Origin of the sequence: Saccharothrix coeruleofusca (genome assembly GCF_017876325.1) — a bacterium.
Taxonomy (GTDB): Bacteria; Actinomycetota; Actinomycetes; order Mycobacteriales; family Pseudonocardiaceae; genus Actinosynnema; species Actinosynnema coeruleofuscum.
In genome coordinates, this window is the sequence record NZ_JAGINV010000001.1 from 2,981,732 (window position 1) to 3,003,668 (window position 21,937).

The 21,937-nt window shown below is 73.7% G+C and carries 19 protein-coding genes; 11 read left to right on the top strand and 8 right to left on the bottom strand.

What is annotated here, in order from left to right:
• Window positions 1-127: 127 nt before the first annotated feature.
• A complete protein-coding gene (locus JOF41_RS13690; protein ID WP_209619271.1) occupies window positions 128-3,349 on the top strand; it encodes a S8 family serine peptidase in 3,222 nt (1,073 codons plus the stop codon).
• Window positions 3,350-3,379: 30 nt separating this feature from the next.
• On the opposite strand, the gene JOF41_RS13695 is transcribed toward JOF41_RS13690, so the two are convergent.
• On the bottom strand, window positions 3,380-4,999 hold the full coding sequence (locus JOF41_RS13695) for a PstS family phosphate ABC transporter substrate-binding protein (RefSeq protein ID WP_244989588.1): 1,620 nt from the start codon (window positions 4,997-4,999) through the stop codon (window positions 3,380-3,382).
• A gap of 261 nt (window positions 5,000-5,260) precedes the next feature.
• On the opposite strand from JOF41_RS13695, the gene JOF41_RS13700 reads away from it, so the two are divergent.
• Window positions 5,261-5,449 (top strand): hypothetical protein, encoded by a 189-nt coding sequence (locus JOF41_RS13700; RefSeq protein ID WP_189223402.1) that lies wholly within the window; start codon window positions 5,261-5,263, stop codon window positions 5,447-5,449.
• On the opposite strand, the gene JOF41_RS13705 is transcribed toward JOF41_RS13700, so the two are convergent.
• On the bottom strand, window positions 5,427-6,119 hold the full coding sequence (locus tag JOF41_RS13705; RefSeq protein WP_209619277.1) for an RraA family protein: 693 nt from the start codon (window positions 6,117-6,119) through the stop codon (window positions 5,427-5,429). The genes JOF41_RS13700 and JOF41_RS13705 overlap by 23 nt on opposite strands.
• Before the next feature lie 194 nt (window positions 6,120-6,313).
• Here JOF41_RS13705 and JOF41_RS13710 point away from each other — a divergent pair, with 194 nt between their 5' ends.
• Both JOF41_RS13710 and JOF41_RS13715 read left to right on the top strand, forming a co-directional pair.
• A complete protein-coding gene (locus JOF41_RS13710; protein WP_209619280.1) occupies window positions 6,314-7,243 on the top strand; it encodes an NAD(P)H-binding protein in 930 nt (309 codons plus the stop codon).
• A 3-nt stretch (window positions 7,244-7,246) separates the two neighbouring features.
• The gene (locus JOF41_RS13715; protein WP_209619283.1) at window positions 7,247-7,759 is read left to right on the top strand and encodes a MarR family winged helix-turn-helix transcriptional regulator; all 513 of its coding nucleotides are present in this window, start codon (window positions 7,247-7,249) and stop codon (window positions 7,757-7,759) included.
• A 92-nt stretch (window positions 7,760-7,851) separates the two neighbouring features.
• On the opposite strand, the gene JOF41_RS13720 is transcribed toward JOF41_RS13715, so the two are convergent.
• Window positions 7,852-9,246 (bottom strand): aminotransferase-like domain-containing protein, encoded by a 1,395-nt coding sequence (locus JOF41_RS13720; RefSeq protein ID WP_209619286.1) that lies wholly within the window; start codon window positions 9,244-9,246, stop codon window positions 7,852-7,854.
• A 63-nt stretch (window positions 9,247-9,309) separates the two neighbouring features.
• On the opposite strand from JOF41_RS13720, the gene JOF41_RS13725 reads away from it, so the two are divergent.
• Window positions 9,310-10,464: a trans-sulfuration enzyme family protein gene (locus tag JOF41_RS13725; RefSeq protein ID WP_209619289.1), complete on the top strand. Its 1,155-nt coding sequence runs from the start codon at window positions 9,310-9,312 to the stop codon at window positions 10,462-10,464.
• A gap of 38 nt (window positions 10,465-10,502) precedes the next feature.
• On the opposite strand, the gene JOF41_RS13730 is transcribed toward JOF41_RS13725, so the two are convergent.
• Window positions 10,503-11,813 carry an alpha-amylase family glycosyl hydrolase gene (locus JOF41_RS13730; RefSeq protein ID WP_209619292.1) on the bottom strand — a complete coding sequence of 437 codons (1,311 nt, stop codon included), beginning with the start codon at window positions 11,811-11,813 and terminating at the stop codon, window positions 10,503-10,505.
• A 43-nt stretch (window positions 11,814-11,856) separates the two neighbouring features.
• Entirely contained in the window at window positions 11,857-13,635 is a 1,779-nt protein-coding gene (locus JOF41_RS13735) for a pectate lyase (RefSeq protein WP_209619296.1), read from the bottom strand.
• Between the two features lie 146 nt (window positions 13,636-13,781).
• Between JOF41_RS13735 and JOF41_RS13740 the strand changes: the two genes are divergently transcribed.
• The 6 genes from JOF41_RS13740 (at window position 13,782) to JOF41_RS13765 (ending at window position 17,509) form a co-directional block, all read left to right on the top strand.
• Window positions 13,782-14,720 (top strand): aminoglycoside phosphotransferase family protein, encoded by a 939-nt coding sequence (locus JOF41_RS13740; protein WP_209619299.1) that lies wholly within the window; start codon window positions 13,782-13,784, stop codon window positions 14,718-14,720.
• 160 nt (window positions 14,721-14,880) lie between these two features.
• Window positions 14,881-15,717, top strand: a complete 837-nt coding sequence (locus tag JOF41_RS13745) for a hypothetical protein (RefSeq protein WP_189223394.1) — start codon at window positions 14,881-14,883, stop codon at window positions 15,715-15,717.
• 11 nt (window positions 15,718-15,728) lie between these two features.
• A complete protein-coding gene (locus tag JOF41_RS13750) occupies window positions 15,729-16,055 on the top strand; it encodes a WXG100 family type VII secretion target (RefSeq protein ID WP_189223393.1) in 327 nt (108 codons plus the stop codon).
• Window positions 16,052-16,552: a WXG100-like domain-containing protein gene (locus JOF41_RS13755; protein ID WP_189223392.1), complete on the top strand. Its 501-nt coding sequence runs from the start codon at window positions 16,052-16,054 to the stop codon at window positions 16,550-16,552. The genes JOF41_RS13750 and JOF41_RS13755 overlap by 4 nt, the downstream gene beginning before the upstream one ends.
• Window positions 16,545-17,063, top strand: a complete 519-nt coding sequence (locus JOF41_RS13760) for a hypothetical protein (protein WP_189223391.1) — start codon at window positions 16,545-16,547, stop codon at window positions 17,061-17,063. Before JOF41_RS13755 ends, JOF41_RS13760 begins: the two co-directional genes overlap by 8 nt.
• Entirely contained in the window at window positions 17,060-17,509 is a 450-nt protein-coding gene (locus JOF41_RS13765; protein WP_189223390.1) for a DUF6392 family protein, read from the top strand. The genes JOF41_RS13760 and JOF41_RS13765 overlap by 4 nt, the downstream gene beginning before the upstream one ends.
• A 115-nt stretch (window positions 17,510-17,624) precedes the next feature.
• On the opposite strand, the gene JOF41_RS13770 is transcribed toward JOF41_RS13765, so the two are convergent.
• The 3 genes from JOF41_RS13770 to JOF41_RS13780 form a co-directional block, all read right to left on the bottom strand.
• Window positions 17,625-18,569: an NADP-dependent oxidoreductase gene (locus JOF41_RS13770; RefSeq protein WP_209619302.1), complete on the bottom strand. Its 945-nt coding sequence runs from the start codon at window positions 18,567-18,569 to the stop codon at window positions 17,625-17,627.
• 330 nt (window positions 18,570-18,899) lie between these two features.
• Window positions 18,900-20,966 carry an ATP-binding protein gene (locus JOF41_RS13775; protein ID WP_209619304.1) on the bottom strand — a complete coding sequence of 689 codons (2,067 nt, stop codon included), beginning with the start codon at window positions 20,964-20,966 and terminating at the stop codon, window positions 18,900-18,902.
• A gap of 76 nt (window positions 20,967-21,042) precedes the next feature.
• Window positions 21,043-21,894, bottom strand: coding sequence for a helix-turn-helix domain-containing protein (locus JOF41_RS13780; RefSeq protein ID WP_244991033.1), 852 nt, complete (start codon window positions 21,892-21,894; stop codon window positions 21,043-21,045).
• Between the last annotated feature and the right edge of the window lie 43 nt (window positions 21,895-21,937).

Sequence of the window (21,937 nt, forward strand, 5' to 3'; positions counted from 1 at the left end):
TCCACCGGCACCCTTACCCGCCACTCCGGGGATCACTAGCGTCGCAGGGAATGGAGGCTCCCGGCACGTCCTGCACGCCGCCGCGGCGCGCGTGGCGCCTTCCGCGCAACCGAACCGGGAGGTACCTGTGTCGAGCGAGGATTCCTTACACCGCTGGGGGATCGCGGCGGCGGTGGCACTGCTGGCCGCGAGCGGGACGCCACCGGCGTCGGCGGCCACCGCGCATGACCCCGCGCACGACCCCGCCGCATGGCCGGTCGCCGCCGAGCGGGCCGCCGAACCGGTCCCGGTCACCCTGATCACCGGCGACCGGGTGGTGCTCAAGGGGGAGCGCGTCCTGTCGATCACCCCCGGCCCCGGCCGCGAAGGCGTGTTCTTCCACCACTTCCAGGACGCGGGGCGCGAGCACGTCGTGCCCTCCGACGCCCTGCCCGCGATGGACACCGGGAAGCTGGACCGACGCCTGTTCGACATCACCGGGTTGGTCGAGGCAGGCTATGACGACGCGCACCGCGACACCGTGCCGCTGCTGGTCACCGGCGGTGGGGCCACCCACTTGCGGGGCACCAGGAGCCTGACCGCGGTGGACGCCGTCGCCGGGCAGGTGGCCAAGACCGACGCCGCCACCGCCTTCCGCGCGCTGATGGCCGACCCCGGCGTGGACGAGATCCTGCTGGACGGAGTGCGGCAACTGGCCCTGGACCGCAGCACCGCGCAGATCGGGGCACCCTCAGCCTGGGAGGCGGGGCTGACCGGCGAGGGCGTCGTGGTCGCCGTGCTGGACACCGGCGTCGACGGCGAGCACCCCGACCTGGTGGGGCGGGAGCTGGCCGAGGCCAACTTCAGCGCCGCGCCCGACAACACCGACACCGTCGGCCACGGCACCCACGTCGCCTCGACCATCGCGAGCACGAGCGCGAAGTACCGGGGCGTCGCCCCCGGCGCGCGACTGCTGGACGGCAAGGTGTGCGAGACGAGCAGCTGCTCCGAGTCGGCGATCCTGGCGGGCATGCAGTGGGCCGTCGACCAGGGCGCCGACATCGTCAACCTCAGCCTGGGCGGCGTGGACACCCCGGCGGTCGACCCCTTGGAGGAGGCCGTCGACCGGCTGTCCGAGCGCAGCGGCGCGCTGTTCGTCATCGCCGCGGGCAACTCCGGCAGGCCCGGCACGATCGACTCCCCCGGCAGCGCCGACGCCGCGCTGACCGTCGGCGCGGTGGACCGCCGGGACGCCGTCGCCCACTTCTCCAGCCGCGGCCCGCGCGTCGGTGACGGCGGGATCAAGCCCGACGTCACCGCTCCCGGAGTGGACATCGTGGCCGCCAAGGCCGCGAAGGGCGGCGCGGGCACCCCCGTCGACGAGCACCACGTCGCCCTGTCCGGCACTTCCATGGCCACCCCGCACGTCGCGGGTGCCGCCGCGCTGCTCGCCCAGCGGCACCCGGACTGGTCCGGCTCCCGGATCAAGACCGCGCTCACCTCCTCCGCCCGGCCCAACCCGGCATCGACCCCGTACGACCAGGGCACGGGCCGGATCGACGTGGCCGCCGCCCTCACGCAGGCCCTCACCGCCGAGCCCGCGAGCCTGTCCTTCGGCAACCAGCGGTGGCCGCACCACGACGACGCCCCGGTCACCCGCGAACTGGTCTACCGCAACACCGGCACCGAGCCGGTGGCGCTGAGCGTCACCGCGGAGATGACCGGCCCGGACGGCGAACCCGCCCCGGCGGGCCTGGTCACCGCCTCCCCCGCCGAGGTCACCGTGCCCGCGGGCGGCCAGGCGACGGTGACCGTTACCGCCGACACCCGCGTGGACGGCCCCGACGGCGGCTACGCGGGATTGGTGACCGCCTCCGGCGGGACGGCGGTGCTGCGCACCCCGATGGCCGTCGTCCGCGAGGTCGAGAGCTACGACCTCACCTTCCAGCACCTGGACGCGAACGGGCAGCCCGCCCAGTACGGCACCCGCCTGTTCGACGTCACCACCGGCAAGATGCTGACCGTCGGGTCCGGCGTCAACCGGCTGCCCGCGGGCGACTACCTCGCGACCGCGAGCATCTCCACCGGCAGGACCGTCGCCCTGCTCTTCCAACCGGACTTCCGGGTCGGCGGCGACGCGGCGGTCACCATGGACGCCAGGGCGGCCAAGCCGGTCCGGGTCACCGCCCCCGACCCGACCGCGCAGGCCATGCTCGCGGGCGTCGCGGGGCGGCGGGTCCACGAGGGGATCACCTCCGGCTGGAGTCTCGTGGTGATGTTCGGCGGCTTCGACGACGTCCCGATGGCAGTCGGCCACCTCGGCCCGGAAGTGGCCCCGGACCGGTTCGCCACCAAGGTGACCGCGGAGTTCGCCACCGAACCGACGACCGACCCGAGGGTCCGCTACCGGTTCGCCTGGGGTTCGCGCGGCAAGGCGTTCACCGGGCTGGACCGCGCGCCCGCCAAGTCCGAACTGGCCGAGGTCCGCACGACGTCCGGCCTGTTGCCGCAGGGTCGGGGGGCATCGCACGGCGCCGAGTCCGACGTGGCGGGCATCCGGGGGCTGGTGTGGTCGCAGGGCGCAGGCCCCACGGGCGAGTCGGTCGACTACGTCACGACCGAGGACGTCCGGTGGACCTGGTACGCCTCGCAGTGGTCGCCGCCGTCGACCACCGAGGCGCAGTTCACCAGTCCGGCACGCACCTACCGCCCTGGGCGGAGGTACGAGGAGGGCTTCAACCGGCCGGTGTTCGGCCCGGTCCCGCCTGAGCGGGGTTCGCGGCACCTGCACCGCGCGGGCGACCGGATCACCTTCGACCTGCCCCTGTTCGGTGACGGTGCGGGCCACACCGGCACCTCGCTCACCGCGTCGGCGCGCACGGCCCTGTTCCGCGGGGGTGAGCTGGTCGGCGAGACCGCCACCGCGGGGCGGGGCGACTTCGACGTGCCCGCGGGCGGGGGCGACTTCCGGTTGGAGACCCGCGCGGTGCGCGCGACGGGCGTGTCGGCGTTCAGCACCGAGGTGAGCGGGAGCTGGACGTTCCGCTCCGAGGGCGGTGATCGCGCGCTCCCGCTGACCACCGTCCGCTTCGCCCCCCGCTTGGACGCCACCGGCTCCGCGCCCGCGGGCGGGCTGCTGCCCGTGCCGCTGGTCGTGGGGCAGCAGGTGCGGACGCCCGTGCGCGACTTGCGGGTGGAGGTGTCCTTCGACGACGGCGGGACCTGGAGCCGCGTCCGGGTGCTGGGCAACGCGGCGCTGGTGCGCAACCCCGACGCGCCGGGGACGTTCGCCTCGCTGCGGGTCGAGGGCTCCGACACGCGCGGCAACGCGTTCCGGCAGAGCGTGCTCCGCGCCTACCGGCTCGGCTGACGATGGGGATCGTCCGGGCGCGGCCCCCGCTCACCGCAGGTTGCACAACTCCAGCGGCGTCCCCTCGGCCGTGGCGCACGGCAGGTACCCGGCGTCCTTGACCCGCACCCGCGCGGTGTCGTGCGTGCGCAAGTAGCGCAGGAAGGCCTCCTGCAGCGATCCGGGCTTCGGCTCGGTGCGGGTGTAGAGGTACTCGACCGTCCAGAAGGGATAGCCCGCCTCTACACCCGCCGCCGCGTCGAACACCCGGCCGTCCAGGCTGATCGCGCTCAGCGCGCCGGTCTTGCGGGTCTCGGCCACCGACGCGGCGTCGGCGTAGCCGATGGCGCCCTCGACCGAGGCGATCTCCCGCACCACGTCGGCGTTGCGGGAGCGCTCGCAGCGGATCACCGGGGCGGCCGGGTCGCGGTCCTTGGTGCGGCAGTCGTCGGAGGACAGCCCGCTCTCCCCCGCCAGCAGCACCCTGCGCTCGAACAGCTCCCTGGTCCCGGACTCGCCGCCCCGGCCGACGATCCGGATGGGCAGCGCGGCCCCGCCGCGCAGCTGGCTCCAGTCCGTGTAGACGCCCGCGTAGATGTCGCGCAACTGGGCGGTGGTCAGCGTGTCCAGCCCGACCGAGCTGTGCACCACCACGTGGTAGACGACCACGGCGACCTGCTGCGCGGGCAGGTCCACCCCGTCCTGCTTGCCGTCGGACAGCGCCATCAGCCCGCCCGCCCCGGCGGGGTCCTTGGCGGGGTCCACGGCGGCGACCGCGCGTGCGCCCTCGATGCTGCCGGTCGGTTGGGTGGTGATGGTCGCGCCGGGGCAGATCCTGGTGTACTCGTCGGCCACGGACTTCAGCGCGGGCATGAACACGCTCGACCCCTCGACCCGCAGCGCGCCGCCCGCGCAGGCCACCGACGGGTCGGCGGCGGGCGGCGCGAACCACAGCGTGACCAGCAGCACGGCGGCCAGCACCACGCCCAGGCCACCGGTGAGCCTGCGCAGGGTGAAGGTGCGCTGCCGCTTCTCGTCGTGCAGCACGCCCGCGCCGCCCAGCCGTCCGCTGATCTTGACCTCCTTGTCGATCTCGCCGCCGTCACCGGGCTGGCGCAGCACGACCACGAGCTTGAACTTCTGCTTGCGGGGCAGGGTGAACGGCTCCAGCCGCACGCCGTGCCACAGCGGCTCGGCGGTGTCCGCCGCGGCGGTGTCCGCGGCCGGGTACCACCACCTGACCAGCCGCTGCCCCAGCCGCTCGCGCACGGTCCGCAGCGTGTCCCGATCGGCGGGAGCCGCCTCGGAGCGCAGGAAGCGCAGGTTGCGCCGGACCTGTCCGCGCAGCTCGTCGGAGGCGGCTTCGGAGACCCTGGCGTTCCACACCACCCGTTCGCCGAAGGTCACCGACAGCGGCTTCTCGAAGTCGTCGGGCTCGATGTCGTAGTTGCCGCTGTTGCGCACGCGCAGGACCACGATGCTCATCCGGTCCAGCAGGTCGACCAGCTCGCGCAGCCGGGGCGCGTCGGTCGGGGCCCCGTCCGCGCCGTCGTGCAGCTGCTCGGGGCCCAGACCGATCTTGGAGTTGTAGAGCACGCGGTAGCTGATGCGCTTGCGCCGCACGAACAGCCGGTCGATGACCGGGGCGGCGAACAGCAGGGCGATCGCCAAAGCGACCGGACCGGGTCCACCGAGGAATTCCAACGCCGATCGGAGGAATCGCACGGCCGATTGTCGATCGGTCCGTCCGCTCGCCGGACCCGTGATCGCGATGCGTTCACCAAGGCTTCACGTGCGGCTCACCCCAATGGGGGCGAGATCCACGATCGGGCAGGCGAAGGCGGAAGCGAATGTTTTTTCGAGAGTGGCCCCGGATGTCAAGCCTTGCTTAAATCAGCGGCGATGTGACCGACGTCTCCCTATTCTCATCCCATGAGACTGCTGCTGTGGATCACGCTGCTGTGCGTGTCGGTGGTCGGCGGCGCCTGGATCCTGCCGGTGCTCGCGGGCCTGCTGATCGCGTTCTGCTCGCACAAGTCCTCGCGCGTGCGCCGCGGGCGCAGAGCCGTCCGCGACCTCCGCCCGACCTCCGCGATCGCTACTCCTCGACCGCACCGCTGATCCGCCGCAGGTGCGCGCGGAAGGAGTAGGACGGGTCAGCGGCGCGGCGTGCCAGGTAGTCGTCGAAAGCGGTCTGCGCGCGCAGCGCCTCACCCGCGCGAATCCGGTCGGCCTGGTCGCGCTCGACGCGGTGGATCTCCCCCGCCGTGGCCAGCACCGCCTCGACGTGCTCGCCCGCGACGAACAGCGCGCCGTCGTCATCGGCGAAGACCACGTCCTCGGAGTTCACCACGTGCGATCCGACGCGGGCGTCGGCCAGGGCGTCGGGTTCCCAGCGGGGCTCGCGCACCGGGCCGCAGGGGTAGCGGCCGTAGCTGAACACCGGCAGGCCGATGCCGACCAGCTCCGGGGTGTCGCGGTGCAGCCCCCAGACCAGCAGACCGGCCAGGCCCACCCCGGCGGCCTCCAGCACCACCAGGTCGCCGACGCAGGCCTCGTCGGTGCGGCCCCCGTTGTCCACCACCAGGACGTCGCCGGGCGCGCCCGAGCCGATGGCCGCCAGGAACACGTCCACGCTGCCGTGGTGGCGGGCCGGGAGCACACGGCCCGCCAGCCGCTGGCCGGGGACCAGCGCGGTCACCCCGGCGGGCGCGAGGCGCGGAGCGATCCCGCGGCGCAGGCACGCGTCGGCCACCAGCGGCGTGGACAGGTCGGCGAAGGCGTCGAGCACGGCGCTCCCCCTGGCTCGGCACCGCCACCCCCAGCGGCGCGGGACCGCGATCCTACGCCTGCAAGTACTACCCGTGTCGTCCCACAGCGCGCGTAACCACTACCCGGCCCGGAGCCGGGTAGTAGCTACCGGCCCGCGTGGGTGGGGCGGGTAGTACTTGCCGGTGGGGTGGGGCGGGGCGGGATGATCACGGCATGAGGGTTCTGGTGATCGGCGCGAGCGGGTTGGTCGGGCAGCACGTGGTCGAGCGGCTGCGACAGCGCGAGCACGACGTGACGGCGGTGGCGCGCACCGCCCGCGAGGGCGTGGACCACGCCCTCGACGCCACCACCGCCTCGGTGACCGGGCTGCGCGCGCTGCTGGAGGGCCACGACGGCGTCGTGTTCGCGGCGGGCGTTGACGACCGGGAGGTGCCGCGCAAGCCGTGCTACCCGGTGTTCCACCGGGGCAACGTGGCACCGGTGGCGCGGCTGCTGACCGCGGCCCGCGAGGAGGGGCTGACCCGCGCGGTGGTGCTGGGGTCGTACTACACGCACTTCCACCGCGAGCACCCCGAGTGGCGGCTGGCCGACCTGCACCCCTACATCCGCAGCCGCGTCGAGCAGGCCCGCGCGGGCCGGGAGGCGGCCGGGCCCAGGCTGCCGGTCGCGGTGCTGGAGCTGCCGTTCGTGTTCGGCCGCGCGGGCGACCGGCTACCGAACTGGGCCGCCCCGCTGGACCGCTGGGCGCGCTCGCGCTCGCCGCTGCTCGCGCCCGAGGGCGGCAGCGCCGCCACCACCGCGCGCAGCGTCGCCGAGGTGGCGGTGCGGGCCCTGGAGGAGGCGTCCGGGGAGGACATCCCGGTTTGCGACGAGAACCTCACCTGGCGCGAGCTGCTCGACCGCGTGGCCGCCGCGACCGGCAACCGCCGCCCGGTCCGCGCGCTGCCCGCCGCGGTGGTGCGCGCCGGGCTGCGGCTGACCGGTCTGGCGCAGGCGCTGACCGGCAGGCAGTCCGGCGTGGACCCCGCGCACCTGTCCCGGCTCCTGCTGCGGGAGCTGTTCGTCGAGCCGTCCGCGTCCGGTTCGGCGTCTCGTTCGGTGGATGCCGCGATCGCGGAGACCTTCCGAGTTCCGCTCCGCTGAGTGATGATGGCCAGCGTGAGCACCGAGGCAGAGCCGCCACGGGCCGATCCGGGGTACCCTGGCGCGCCGCTGACGCTGTACCTGGTCAAGCGGCTGGAGATGGTCATCCGGGCGCTGTTGGACGACGCCCTGCGACCGCTGGGGCTGACCACCCTGCAGTACACCGCCCTCAGCGTCCTGCGCAGCCGGGGCGCGCTGTCCTCCGCCCAGCTCGCGCGGCGCTCCTTCCTGCGCCCGCAGACCATGCACGAGATGGTCCTGACGCTGGAGAAGCGCGGCCTGATCACGCGCACGCCCGCGCCGGGCAACCGGCGCATCCTGCTGGCCAGCCTCACCGAGACCGGGCACGCGCTGATGACCGAGTGCGTGCCCGCGGTGCGGGAACTGGAGAACCGGATGCTGATCGGGTTGAGCCCGCAGCGGCAGGCGGAGTTCCGCGGCGTGCTGCAGCACGGGATCTCCTCGCTCGCCGCGATCGCGGTGACCCGGCGGATCGCGGTGGGAGGACGGGACTGAACCACCCGCCCCACCACGGGAACGCGCGGCATCAGGGAACCTGAGCCCAAGCGCCGACCGGACGCCGCCGGTCGGCGACGGCGGGAACGCCCTCAGACCACCAGCGACGGCACCACCGGCGAGGCGGTGGTGCCCGCCGAGAACCGCCGCCAAGCCGCCACCATCCGGTCCACCGCGGCGTCGACGACCTCGACCGCCGCGCTGAAGGGCAGCCGCAGCCGATCACCGCTGCCGCCAGTGGGGTCGAGCGAGCCGCCGGGCAGCACGGCCACCCCGTGCCGCAACGCCACCTGCGCGTAGGAAGCCGCGTCCACGCCGGGCAACCGCACCCACAGGGTCTGGCCGCCCGCCGCGGGCGCGAACTCCCACTCGGGCAGGTCGCGCCGCAGTCGGGCGCACAGGTGGTCGTGCTGCGCGCGCAACGCCGCCACGCGCTCCGCGCGCACGTCGGCGTAATCGGCCACCAGCTCCGCGGCGGCGAGCTGGTCCAGCACCGCCCCGCCCAGGTCGTGCACGGCCTTGAACCGGGCCAGGCGCGCGATCAGCGCGGCGTCGGCGCGGACCCAGCCCACCCGCAGGCCGCCCCACACCACCTTGCTCAGCGACGCCACGGTGATGGCCGCCGCCTCCGGCGGGCGCGGCGGCCCGGCGTCGAAGTCCAGGTCGGACAGCACCTCGTCGAACAGCAGCGGCACCCCGCCCGCCACCCGCACCAGGCGCTGCCGCTCCAGCGCGCTCATCGAGGTGCCGGTGGGGTTGCGGAACGACGGCATGGCGTACACCAGCGCCGGTCGCCCGACAGGCGCCGCCGTCAGGTCCCGCTCGGCCCTGACCACCGCGGCGGCCTCCCGCAACAGGTCCAGCACGCCGGGGTAGGTGGGTGCCTCCACCAGCACCTCGTCGCCGGGTCGCAGCAGCGCGCGGACCACCAGCGCCAGCGCCTGCTGCCCGCCCGTGGTCACCAGGACCTGGTCCGGGGTGGTGGGCACGCCCAGCGCGCGGTACCGGGCGGCCAGCGCGGCCCGCAGTCGCGGGTGGCCCAGCGGGTGGTAGCCCAGGTCGTCGGCAGGCAGCCGGGCCATCGCCCGCTGGTAGGCCGCGACCAGTCGCGGCGGCGGCGACGCCGGTCCGGCGCAGGCGAACTGGAGCACGCCGTCCTCCGGTTCCAGGAGGTTGACGAACATCGGGTTGGCGGTCTCGGCCCGCGCCGCCGCCGCGCCGCCCGCCGAGACCCACGTCCCGCTGCCCCGCCGCCGGGTCAGCCGCCCCTCCTGCCGCAGCACGTCGTAGGCAGCGACCACGGTGGTCCGGCCGACCGCGAGAGCGGCGGCCAGCGCCCGGTCCGGCGGCAGCAGCGTCCCGGCGGGCAGCAGCCCCTCGTCGACCAGCTCGCGCAGGCGCGCGGCCAGCAGCAGGTACAGCGAGCCCCGGCCCGCCGACCACCGCCCGAGCCGCCCCGCCAGGTCGTCCACGCCGATTGGCCTCATGGGCAGACCAATTTAGCCGCATTGGCACTGCCGGCACAGCGCCGCCGCGCCGATGATCGGCCCATGCGACCCGACACCCGCGTTGTGCGCACCGAGATCCCCGCGCAGACCGGCAGCAGGCCACTCGCCGTGCCGCTCTACCAGACCTCCAACTTCGCCTTCGACGACCTCGACGTGCTGGCCGACGGCATGACCCGGCCGGACGGGGCGTTCGTCTACACCCGGTTCGGCAACCCGACGGTCCGGGTGCTGGAGGACGCCGTCGCGGCGCTGGAGGGCGGTGCGGCGGCGCTGGCCACCTCGTCCGGGATGGGCGCGATCAACGCCGTGCTGCTGGCCAACCTCAGCGCGGGCGACCACGTGATCGCCCAGCGCTCGCTCTACGGCGGCACGCACGCCCTGCTGCGCGGCCTGGCGCGGTGGGGCATCGCGGTGAGCTGGGTCGGCGGCCACGACCCGGACGAGGTGCGCGCGGCGGCGCGGCCGGAGACCAGGGTGCTCTACCTGGAGAGCATCGCCAACCCGAGCGGGCACGTGAGCGACCTGCCCGCGCTGGCCGAGGCGGTCGGGGACGTGCTCGTGGTCGTGGACAACACCTTCGCCACACCGCTGCTGTGCCGTCCGATCGAGCACGGCGCGGACGTGGTGGTCCACTCCGCCACGAAGTACCTGGGCGGGCACAGCGACGTCACCGGCGGTGTGGCGGTCTTCGCCGACGAGCGCCTCCACCGCTCGACGTGGGGCCACTCCGTGGAGCTGGGCGTCACGCCGGACCCGTTCGCCGCGTGGCTGACCATCCGGGGTATGCGCACGTTGGCGCTGCGGGTGCGCAGGCACGAGGAGAACGCCGCGGTCCTGGCCCGCCGGTTGGCCGAGCACCCGGCGGTGCGGGCGGTGCACTGGCCGGGCCTGGCCACCCACCCCAGCCACGCGGTGGCCTCGCGCGTGCTCGACGGGTACGGCAGCGCGTTCTCCTTCGACCTGGCGGACGCCGAGGCGGGGCGGAAGTTCGTGGCGGGGTTGGGCCTGGTGGTGCTGGCGCCCTCGTTGGGCGGGCCGGAGACGCTGGTGCTCCACCCGGCCAGCACGTCGCACCGGCAGTTGGACGAGGCGGAGCTGAACGCCGCGGGCATCACCGGCGGCACGATCCGGCTGTCGGTGGGCATCGAGGACGTCGAGGACCTGTGGGAGGACCTGGCGCGCGCGTTGGACGCCTGAGCGTCGAACTCGAAGGTGCCGTGCGTTCGACTCGCGGGTCAGGACAGCACGGCCCAGCCGTGCGGGGGCAGGTGGACGCCGCGCCGGAGGTCGGCGGTGCCCACTTCGGGAGCGCCCGCTTCCAAGGTGGTCACGCCTGCGACGGGCAGGGTGGCGGGCTGGTCGTCGAGGTTGAGCGCCACGACCAGCCGCCCTTCGCCTGCGGCCTCGAAGGCCAGGTGCGCGTTGGTCAGGTGCAGCACCCCGGTGCGCGCCCGGTGCAGCCAGGGGTGCCGCCTGCGCAGCCCGATCAGCCGCTGGTGCAGCCGGTAGGTGTCCCACCCGTGCGGGGCGAGGCCACCGGGGTCGTCCGGGAACGGCGGGCGGACCGCGTCGTCGCCGCCGACGCGGTCCTCCTTCACCCCGCGAAAGGCCTGCTCGTCACCCGCGTAGACCGACGGCGTGCCGCCGACGGTCATCAGCACGGCCAGGGCGTGCGGCAGGTGCCGCACGTCGTGCAGCCTGCTGGCCAGGCGGGTCACGTCGTGGTTGCCGACGAAGGTCAGCGGGGCGAACGAGTCCAGGAAGCCGTTGTGCCGCTCCAGCGCCCACGCCAACTCGTGGAGGTTGACGTCGTTGAGCGAGCTCCAGATCGCCTTCCACAACTCGTACTGGGTGACCGAGTCCATCCCGGACTCGGCGACGATCGCGGTGTAGTCGCCGTGGATGACCTCGCCCACGACGTAGGCGTCCGGGTGCGCGGACCGCACCCGCGGCAGCACGCGCGCCCAGAACCGCGGCGGCACCGCGTAGGCGGCGTCCAGCCGCCACCCGTCGGCCCCGCGGTCCAACCAGTGCGCCATGACCGCGGCGACGTGGTCGGCGACCGCGGGCTCGTCGTGGTTGAGCGCCACCAGCCCGCGGTGGCCCTCGAAGGTGGCGTAGTCGGGTTCGGGCCCGTCGCCCCAGGACAGGTGGAACCACGACGCCGTTGACGCGGCCCGCCCCTTGGCCAGCACTTCGGCGAACGCGGGGAAACCGCGCCCGACGTGGTTGAACACCCCGTCCAGCAGCACCCGCAGGCCGCGGCGGCGGGCGGCGTCGACCAGCGCGTCGAAATCGTCGTCGTCGCCCAGCCTCGGGTCGATCCGGAAGTGGTCGACCGTGTCGTAGCCGTGGGTGTGCGAGGCGAAGACCGGCCCCAGCGCCAGCCCCGAGGCGCCCAGCTCGACCGCGTAGTCCAGCCAGCGCTCGATGCGGCGCAGGCGGTGCTCGACCACTGTGGACAGCGGATCGCCCTCGGCGGGCGCGCCGACGAACCCGAGCGGGTAGACCTGCCACCACACCGCGTGCCGCGTCCACTGCGCCATGGCCGCACTGTACTGAGACCGGCTCAGCCCCGCCGGGTGACGATCACCGCGCGGTCCACGCCACGAGCTTGCTCATGTTCGCCACGAACGCGCTGGTGCTGATGACCAGCGGCCGCTCCTGCGGCTGGTACGGCGGCTCCTCCGGGGGCGTGCGCGGGTCGTAGGGCGAGGTGTCGTGCAGGTCGCCCACGTGCTTGCTCATGTACGCCTGCCCGTCGTACGGGGTGGCCGGGGGCGCTCCCCGGTACGGGTTGGTCACCGCGTCGACCGGGGTGAGCCAGTGGTCCTTGTCCCCCAGGTCGGCCACCAGTCCCCCGGCTTCGGCGTCGGTCACGGCGGGCAGCGGCAGTGGCGCGTCGCGGAACAGGTCGGTCAGCTCCAGGTCGCGCAGCGAGAAGAACCTCGGCAGCGGGATCGCCCCGCCGCTGAGCGGTGAGCGGGCGCGCAGGTCGGCGACCTGCTCGTCGCTCAACGACATCAGCTCGTCATAGGTGGCGCGCAGCGACGCGGTGTCCACGGCACGGCCCGCCGAGTAGTGGCTCAGCGTCCGGCGGTGGTCGTGGTCGAAGTAGTAGGCGCCGTTGCGCACGTTGGAGCCGAACCGGTGCACGAACCTCGCGCGGTTGGTCCCCAGCTCGACGAACGTGGGGTGCGTCCGCCCGGCCAGCAGGGGGTTCTCGGCGACCTGCTGGTCGGTGAGCGGGCAGCTGTCCAGCCAGGCGATCGCTTCTGGCACGCGGGTCAGGAACGCGCGGTCGCCGGTGAGCCGGAAGTAGTGGAACAGCTGGCGGACGTTGGTCTGCGTGGTGTGCGTGGCCAACGCCCTCGGCTCGTAGGAGCGGGCTCCCGCGGGTGCGCCCGCCGGTCGGCCGCCCGCCGCGGCGGACAGGTGCTGCAGGCCCCAGCCCGCCTGCGGCGCGGGCTGCTGGAGCCGTCGCAGGCAGCTCATCGCGCGCCGCACCGGCCCGGCCAGCTCGTCGCGGTCCAGGGTGGACATGCACATCAGCAGGAATTTGACGTTCTCGCCCAGCACGTCGTCGTTGAAGGTGACGTGCTGGGTGTACTCGCCGTCCTCCATGCCGTGCGCCACGTCGTCGGGCAGCCATGACGGGCGCTGGTCGGGCCACGGCGTCTGCGCCACCGAGCCGCTGAACCGGGGGAACCGCTGCGGCCAGCCGCCGTCGGCCACGCCGCCGCGGAACTGCGCCTTGAGCACGAACCGGATCGCGCGCTCCAGTGACGCCCGGAACCGGGGATCGCGGCGCTCCAGGTACAGCCGCAGGACCAGCTGCGCGGCCGAGGCGGTGCCCGCGTCGTCGAACGTGGCGTTGCCGTAGTGGTGCTGGAACTCCTCCAGCCGCCAGCCGTTGGCCCCGACGGTCCGGTACCAGCGGCGCAGCGACGCGGTGCCCGCGAAGTCGTGGACGTAGTTCCACCCGCCCACCGGCAGCTGCGCGGCGACCAGCGCCAGGCCGGTCCGCTCGGCCGCGCGCAGGAACACCTCGTCCCCGGTGGCGTGGTAGGCGTCGAGCATGGCGTGCCCGACCGAGGGCGTGCCGGGCGGCTGGACCCAGCACATCGTGCGGTTGGCCTCCATCTCGCCCCAGGAGCGGGACAGGTCGGGCAGGTAGTTCCAGACGTAGGCGCCGCGGTAGGAGACGTGCTCGTCGAGGAAGGCCGCGGCCCTGCGCATCGCAGCGAGCACTTCGGCGCGGGTCGGTGCGGTGGCGGCCATGGCGGTCGTGGCGGTCGTCGTGGCCGCGGCGGTGGCGACCGCGGGCACGACGGCGAGACGGCCGAACTGGCGGCGGGTGAGCGTCATCGTCGACAGACACCTTTCCGGCTGATTCACATTCATGAAATTTCACATTCATGAATTTCGTCGGGCGGCGCGGAATCGCATGCTGCCAATGCGGCAGCGCGCAGTCAACGATCTGCCGCATCGGGCGAGGTCCTAGGGTGGCGGGCGTGATCACCGAGGAAGAACGCACCGCCCGCTCGCAACGCGCCCGCGACGCCGCCGTCGCCGCCGCGACAGCGCTGGGGCTGGACGCCTCCGAGGCGACGGTCCTGTACGACGTCTTCTCGGTGGTGGTGGACCTCGCGCCGTCGCCGGTCGTCGCGCGCATACCGGTGGTGGTCCCGCGCGGCACCACTTCGGCGGGTTTCCAGCGCACGGAGTTGGACGTGTCGAGGTGGATGGCCTCGCGCGGCGCGCCGACCGTGGTGCCCAGCGGGCTCGTCCCGGCGGAGCCCGTCGAGCGCGACGGGTTCACGATGACCTTCTGGGAGAAGGTCGAGGGCGTGCTCCCCAACGACTACGACGCGGTCAAGCGGATGCCCGCCGTCGCCCGCCTGCACTCGATCCTGGCCGACTACCCCGGCCGGACCGGCTTCTTCCCCGGCATGCAGGGCTACGTCGACCTCGCCTTCGACGACCTCGAAGGCCGTGAAGACCTGCTGCCCGCCGCCGATCTGGTCCGCGCCCGCGCCGAGTGGGCCGCCCTCTCACCCGCCATCGCGTCGCCCTCCGCTTTCGCGCGGATGTTCCCCGGTGTTCCCGTTCAAGTGGTCCACGGCGACGCCCCGTACTACAACCTGATCGAGACCGCCGACTCGGTGCTGTACTCCGACTACGAGCACGTCGGTGTCGCCCCGGTCGAGTGGGACCTCGCGCACACCGGCGAGGAAGCGATCTCCGCCTACGACGCCGCCGCGGCCGACCTGGGCCTGCGCGCGGTCGACACCGGTGTGCTGCGCGCCATGGAGCGCCTGCGCGACCTGCAGGTGGTCGCCTGCCTGGCGCTGGTCCCGCAGCTGGCGCTGCTGGCCGACGGCCTGTCCCCGTCGCTGGAAGCCTGGCGGGCGACCGAGCCCTGGCAGGACCGGAAAGCCCCCTCGGCGTGAGGTGGGCAGGCTGATGACGGCCCGTGCTCCCCGGTAGCCGACGTGGACGGGCCGTCGAGCCGCGCTGGGTGGAGCGCGGCCGTATTCGTGCGGTAGGCATCGGCGGCCAGGATCACTAGGGTTGCGCTTTGAGCAGTCGGCGCTCGACGTAGGGGGCACGGTGGAGCAGGACAGGGACTACGAGGCCCGACTCACCGAGCAGCGCAGGCGATTAGCCCAGCTCCGAGCGGGTGGCGTGGCGCCGCCGCCCGCGGCGGACCCCGAGATGGAGGACTCGGTCGGCACGGCCGGTGCGGGCGCGGTGCGCGTCGTGGTGCGCGACCGCCGGATCCTCTCGGTGGAGATCAAGCCCAGCGTGCTCGGACAACCTCCCAGCGCGGTGTCGGCTCTGCTGCGGGAGGCCGTCAACCCCGCGCTGGCGCAGTCGCTGATCGACACTCCCGCCGCCGGGGACCCCGGCCCGGACCTCGGGGCGCTGGGTGAGCAGCTGGCGGAGTTCACCCGCCAGGGCGGCCAGGCCCTGCGCCGCATCCAGGACGCGCTGGACGCGTCGATGGCGAAGCTGGCCGACAAGACCGGCATCCGCGGCGACACCTCGCCCCAGTACGTCGACTTCCTGTTCCAGGACGCGCTCGACGTGGTCGGCTCCACGCGGGCCGCGCTGGCCGCGGACCCGGCGCCCGCGGCCACCGGTGAGGGCCAGGACGAAGCCAACGAGGTCTCCGCCGCCGTCACCAACGGCGAGGTCATCGCGCTCGACCTGACCACCGTCGCCGTGCGGCTCTCCCCCGCCGAGTTGGGGCGGGCGGTGCTGCAAGCGGTCAACGCCGCGCTCGACGACTGGGAGCGGCGAGCCGCCACCGCCGGGCGCGCGGCGCTGGACGTCGAGGCGCTGCGCAGGATCGGCGAGCGGGCCGAGCAGGTCCGCGAGCAGAGCATGCAGCACCTGCGCGCGTACACCTCCAACCTGACCGCGATCATGCGCGACATCGACTGAAGGGCAGCGCGATGTTCAAGCAGATGAACGTCAACGCCGCGGCGATCGGCGAATCCGCCCAGCAGATCCTGAGCACCGGCGACGCGCTGGCAGGCGAGGTCGCCGCGTTCCGCGGCCAGGTCGACGCGCTCGCCGACGCCTTCGGCGGCGACGACCTCGGCTCGGCGCTGGCCACGATCTACCAGGTCGTCTCCGAGGCCGCGTTCGAGTCCTTCACCGACAACGCCGAGGGCCTGAGCGAGGTCGGCCGCACCCTCCAGGCCATGGCCGACGACTACTCAACCGCGGAAACCGCCAACAGCGACTCGTTCCGGCAACTGATGGGAGGCCTGGGATGACCTCCGGCATGATGCTGCCGCCCGAGCTGTCCGGTCTGCTCAACACCCTCGGCTTCAACTGGCCCGAGAGCGACGAGGGCAAGCTGTTCGACCTCGGCGGCCTGTGGTCCGGCTTCGCCGACCGCCTCGCCCCCGCCGCCGCCGAAGCCGACGGCCGGGCTCAGCAGGTGCTCAGCACCAACAGCGGCGCGGCCGTGGAGGGGTTCAAGGCGTTCTGGACCGACGGCGAGGCGCCCAAGCAGAACCTCGACGACGGCGCCACCGCCTCCTCGCTCGTCGGCACCGGCCTCTACGTGTGCGCGGGTGTCGTCGTCGCGCTCAAGATCGCCTTCGTCGTGCAGCTGGGCATGCTCGCCGTCCAGATCGCCCAGGCCATCGCCACCGCGGTGCCCACGTTCGGCGCGTCGCTGCTGGAGATCCCGATCTTCAAGGAGATCACCTCGCTGCTGCTCGACCAGGCCGTCGACTTGGCCATCAGCCAGGTGCTCAATGCCTAAGACGAAGAAGCCGAAGAAGGGCGGGGTCAGCACCGCCAACGCCAGCGCGGGCATCTTCACCCCCGTCGTCAAGAACCTGCGCACCGGCAAGCGCCCCGCCGGGTCCGGCGGCAACGTCAAGCCGCTCGACGTGGGGACCTACGACGACCTCAAGAAGCGCGAGAAGGTCGGCGACAAGCTGGAGCACGACCACATCCCGTCCTCGGCCGCGCTGAAGAAGGCCATGGAGAAGCAGCTCGGCCGCAAGCTGACCCCGAAGGAAGCGCGGGACATCCACCAGCAGGGCGCCGCGATCGAGGTGCCCAAGGACGTCCACGCCAAGAGCGACACCTTCCGGGGCAGGAACACGCAGGCGCAGATCGACGCCGACGCGGCGGACCTCAGCGCCGCGGCCAAGAGGGACTACGCTACGACCCGCCAGAACCTCATCAACGCGGGCTACTCGGCCAAGGACGTCGACGCCGCCCTCGACAAGATGCGCGCCCTGAACCGCCAGAGGGGGATAACGTGACGGCGACGATCACCGGTGAGATGGCCGTGCTGCTGGGCGTGCTGGGACACCGCCAGGGCGACAGCCGCATCCTCGACGCGATCGCCCTGGTGGGCCCGGACATGGAAGTCGAGGAGTTCGACTTCGACGGCGAGAAGTCGACCTACTTCACCTTCAAGCAGGCGGGCACGGACCTGCTGTTCGAGGACGACGTGCTGGTGTCGGTCATGGTGCGCACCCAGCCGGACGAGCAGGACGAGACCTACGGCCGGTACCCGCGCCCGGCGGCGCTGGTGGACGGGCTGTCCCCCACCGCCACCCGCGCCGAGGTCACCGCGCTGCTGGGCACCCCCGAGCAGACCGGGCCGAGTTTCGACCGGTACCGGGTCAACAACCGCTACCTGCACTTCGAGTTCGACCCGCACGACCGGATCACCAAGCTCTCCGCGCTGCTCGAACCGGTCTAGCCGAACCGGAAGCCGTCCCCGCTCGAGCGGGCGCGGCGGGCTCGCGGCCCCCAGCCGTCGGGTGCGGTCGGCCCGGCACCGGGGTGTGCGGCTGGGGACGGCGGGGTGGTGAACGTCAGGCGCTGGGCACCAGGACGACGACCTTGCCGGGCAGCGTGCCCGCGGCGGCGTCGGCGTGGACCGACGCCAACTCCGCCAGCGGCACCCGCCGGGCGATGTCGATGTGCAGTTCGTGGCGGTCGACCAGCTCCACCAGCTGCGCCAGCTGTTCGGCGTCGCTGCGGACGAACACGTCGACGCCGCGCACGCCGCGGTCCTCGTCGGACGGCGCGGGCATCCACACCGTGGTGTTGACCAGGGTGCCGCCGGGACGGATCAGGGTGACCAGCGCGGCCAGCCGCTCCGGGGTGATCGGCGCGAGGTTGAGCACGAGGTCGACCGGCTCGTCCACCGCCTCGACCACCTCGGTGGCGGTGTGGTCGACGACCTCGTCGGCCCCCCAGTCCCGGACGCTCTTGCCGCTGCGCGGACTGGCCGTGGCGATCACGTGCGCACCGGCCCACTTGGCCAGCTGCACCGCGTAGCCGCCGACCGCGCCGCCCGCGCCGTTGATCAGCACGCGCTGCCCGGCCGCCAGCCCGCCGTGGTCGAACAGCGCCTGCCACGCGGTCAGCCCCACCAACGGCAGCGCGGCGGCGTCGGCCAGCGGGACGCGCTTCGGCGCAGGCGTCAGGAGTTCGGCCGACATCACGATGTGCTCCGCGGCAGCGCCGTCCTCCATCATCGGCAGGAAGCCGACGACCTGGTCACCCACTTCCAGGCCGTGCACGCCCTCGCCCAGCGCGTCGACCGCGCCCGCCACGTCGCGACCGGGGGTGTGCGGCAGGGCCACCGGCATGACGTCGCGCCTGCTGCCCGCGCGAACACCGGCGTCGATGGGGTTGAACGACGTCGCGGCCACGCGGATGCGGACCTGCCCGGCACCGGGGGCGGGCTGCTCGGCGTCCTCGAAGCGCAGGACCTCGGGCTCGCCGTACTCGTGGAAGCGCACTGCCTTCATCTCGGGGCTCGCTCTCGTTCTCGGGGGAAGTTGCTTCGAGTTTGAAGCAACTGGGACTACTGTAATCTTGCTTCGAATTTGAAGCAAGTGATGCCGGTCACCTCCGCGCGCGACCAGCACCGACGACCCTGCGCCACACCACTGCTCGATCCCCGCGCCCTGTGGTGCTCACCCGCGCTCAACACTGCCCGCACCGCGCGCCACCGCCCGGTCCGTGAACGCCCGCGCCGAGCGCGCCCGGCTGGGCCGGGGCGGGCGCTCGCGGGCACAGGTGGGCACTGCCGCTGCCCGTGCTCTCCGGAACCAGAGACCTCGCCCTCCTGCGAAGGTCTACATCTCCGGTGCGTCCTCGGGTGTCTTCGACGAGGTCGGCGGAGAAGGCGCGGGCGCCTCGACCTGCCGCCGCAGCAACTGCTCGACGAGCCGTTGCCTGGCCAGCGCCAGGTGGCGCCGGTAGGTGCCGTAGGGCACCCCGAGCCGTCGGGCGGCTGCCTTTTGGGTGCGGGACGCCGAGATGTAGGTGGTGGTGAGCGCTTCGTAGGCCTTGACGCCCGCGGGATCGACCCGCAGGGCGTCGAGGGCGGTCGTGATGGCGCCGCGCAGGTCCGCGACCGGGTCGGCCGAACCCCGCGGCACCAGGCGCGAGCGCAGCAGGACGCTGGTCGCGAACTCGCGGGGAGCGCGCCACGTGCGCAGCGCCTCGACCACGCCCGCCTCGAACGCCGAACGCGGCAGCTCGTCACCGGGGGCGGCGGACGCGGACCACGCGACCACGGGCGCGGTCGCGGCGCGGGCCCGGTGCTCCACCCACTGCTCCACCGTCTGCCGCCGCCAGTCCCGACCGAAGACGTGCTGCTCGCGCCCGTCGAGATGCACCGCGACGATCTCGTGCAGCCCGGCGTCGGCGAGGTAGCGGCGCCACCGCTCGGCGTCCTGGAACACGGTGAAGGTCAGCGCGCGCCCGCGGGTCCTCATCTCCTCCGCGATGGTGCGCCTGCTGATGAGGTCCATCAGGGGTGAGGGACGCTGGTGCCAACCCGGTTGCACCGCGAAGCGGCGGATGCCCAGGTGTTCGCCCTGCCTCAGCGCGCCGCTCGCCCCCACGTGCTCCCACAGCCGCGCGATCACCGGGTCCGCGGCCCGGTCCTCGGGCAGCGGCGCCTCCAGCCGCAGCATCGCCATGAACGCCACCGGCGCGGACGAACCCGCGTAGCGGTAGACGCGGAAGGCCCCCGGCTGGCGGCGCGCCCAGTGCGCGACCGCGACCGCCGACGTCGGCCCCTCCGCCTCCTCGGCCATGCGCAGGACGTCGGGCACGTCGCCGGGTCGCAGCGGGGTGTCCTCGACGTGGGGATGCGCCCGCCAGTCGTACAGGGCGTCCGGGCCGTCGCGGTCGCGGAAGAGGAACATCCACTCCGCGACACGCGGCAGCGCATCCTCCTCGGAGGCGCGGCGCACCGCCTGCAAGCACGCGACCGAGACGCGCACGCGCACGTCGTCGTAGCGCTCGGGGTCGCGCCAGCGCAGGTCGGCCTCCAGGGTCGCCCGCACCGCGTCGTGCGGCTGCAGCCCTTCAGGGGTGGCCTCGATGTAGGGCAGCCGGCGCAGCCAGGGGAACACCGCCGCGCTGTCCTCATCGCCCAGCACCGCGCGCAGCAGTGGTTCGCGCGTGACGTAGGACTGGGCGACGACCTCCAGGGCGCGCCGGTGCGCGGCGCTCGGCAGGTCCCCCACCAACCGCTGCACCAGGGTCGTCAGCGCGTCCCCGGTGGGCCCCCACGGCGCGCCCGGTGTCGCCGGGGGCGCGGACGCGGCGAGGGAGAGCGCGAGCGGGCTGCCCCCGGCGAAGGCCACGAAGGCGGCCCGCTGCTCGGCGGCGACACCGCGGGCGGCGAGCAGGGCGTCGGCCTCGGCGGGGTCGAGGGGGCGCAGTGCCAGGTCGGCGAACAGCCGCGCCCAGCCGGGGTCCAGCGACCAGTCGGCGTCGGGGGCGCCCCGCCCCGCGAGCACGACCAGCGCGCCCTCGGCGAGCCGGAGCAGGAAGGTGTCGCGCAGCCACGGCTCGAGTCGCCCGCCCTGCTCGAAGGAGTCCACGAGCAGAGCCGTGCCGGGCTCGACGCAGGCCAGGGCGGCGGCTTCCTCCAGATGCCGCGGGTTCCCGTCGAGGAAGCGAGCGTCGACGTGCACCACGCTGCGGCCCGCGAGTTCCGCCTGCCGCGCGGCGTAGCGCACCAGCGAGGACTTGCCGATGCCGCCGGGGCCGTGCAGGTAGGCCACCACCGGGGCGTCCGCCGCTCCCGACACCATCCGGTCGAGCACCGCCCGCTCCGGCCCCCTGCCCACCAGCGCGACGGCTCGCGCCGCCGCCAACCGGTCCGCCAGCCCGGTCCTGCCCAATGCGCACTCCTCCTGCCCGCTCGGCTCGCCGCCGATGATCCGACGGGTGCTCAGAGGATTGCTCCCACCGGCTCAGTCAGCCTGGGCCGGCTTGGCCCACCCTGATGACGGGCTGCTCGTCGGAGGCGCTGACGACCTCGCCCAGCCGCGCCGCGTCGGTCGAGCCCGGTGCCGCGGTGAGGACCACCAGCATCAGGTCGTCCTCCGGCACTTCGAGCAGGTTGCCGTCCAGCGTGATGGCTTCGCCGTCCGGATGGCGGAACACGGCACGGTTGTCGTAGCCCGCGACCGGTCTGGAGGCGCGCCACAGGGCGTCGAACGGCCTGCTCTCGCTCCGCAGCTCGTCAACAAGTTCGGCGAGTCGCTGGTCAGCGGGATAGCGCAAGGACGTGTCGCGCAGCCGGGCGGCGAGCATCGCCTGGAAACCCACCGCGTGCTCCTCGGTCCGGCTGATCCCGCCGAGCGGGTTGCGGAACGTGCGCCACGCGATGTTCCAGTCCAGGGCGTGCCCGGTCGGCGCTCCGCAGCCCAGCGCTGCCCACGTGGCGTTGACCGCGACCGCGTTCCACGCCGCGTCGACCAGGAACGCGGGGGTGTCCGCGAACCGCTCCAGCAGCCGCAGCGCGGCCACCCCGGCCTCGCTCGGCACCTGTCCATCGGCCGCGGCGTACCCGGCCAGGGCGCACAGCCGCTCGTACTCCGCCCGCTCCAACCGCAGCGCGCGGGCGATGGCGTTCACCACGCCGGCGGACGGGTGCCTGCGCCCCTGCTCCAACCGCCGCACGTAGTCCGCCGACACCCCGGCCAGCTCGGCGAGCTCCTCCCGCCGCAACCCGCGGACCCGCCGTCCACCGCCCGGTAGTCCGATCGCGCTGGGCTCCGCGTTCTCGCGCAACCTGCGCACCGCCGCCCCAAGATCGTGCAACATCACGGCGCAAGTGTGCCCGACGTGGAACATCCGCTTTCGCGTG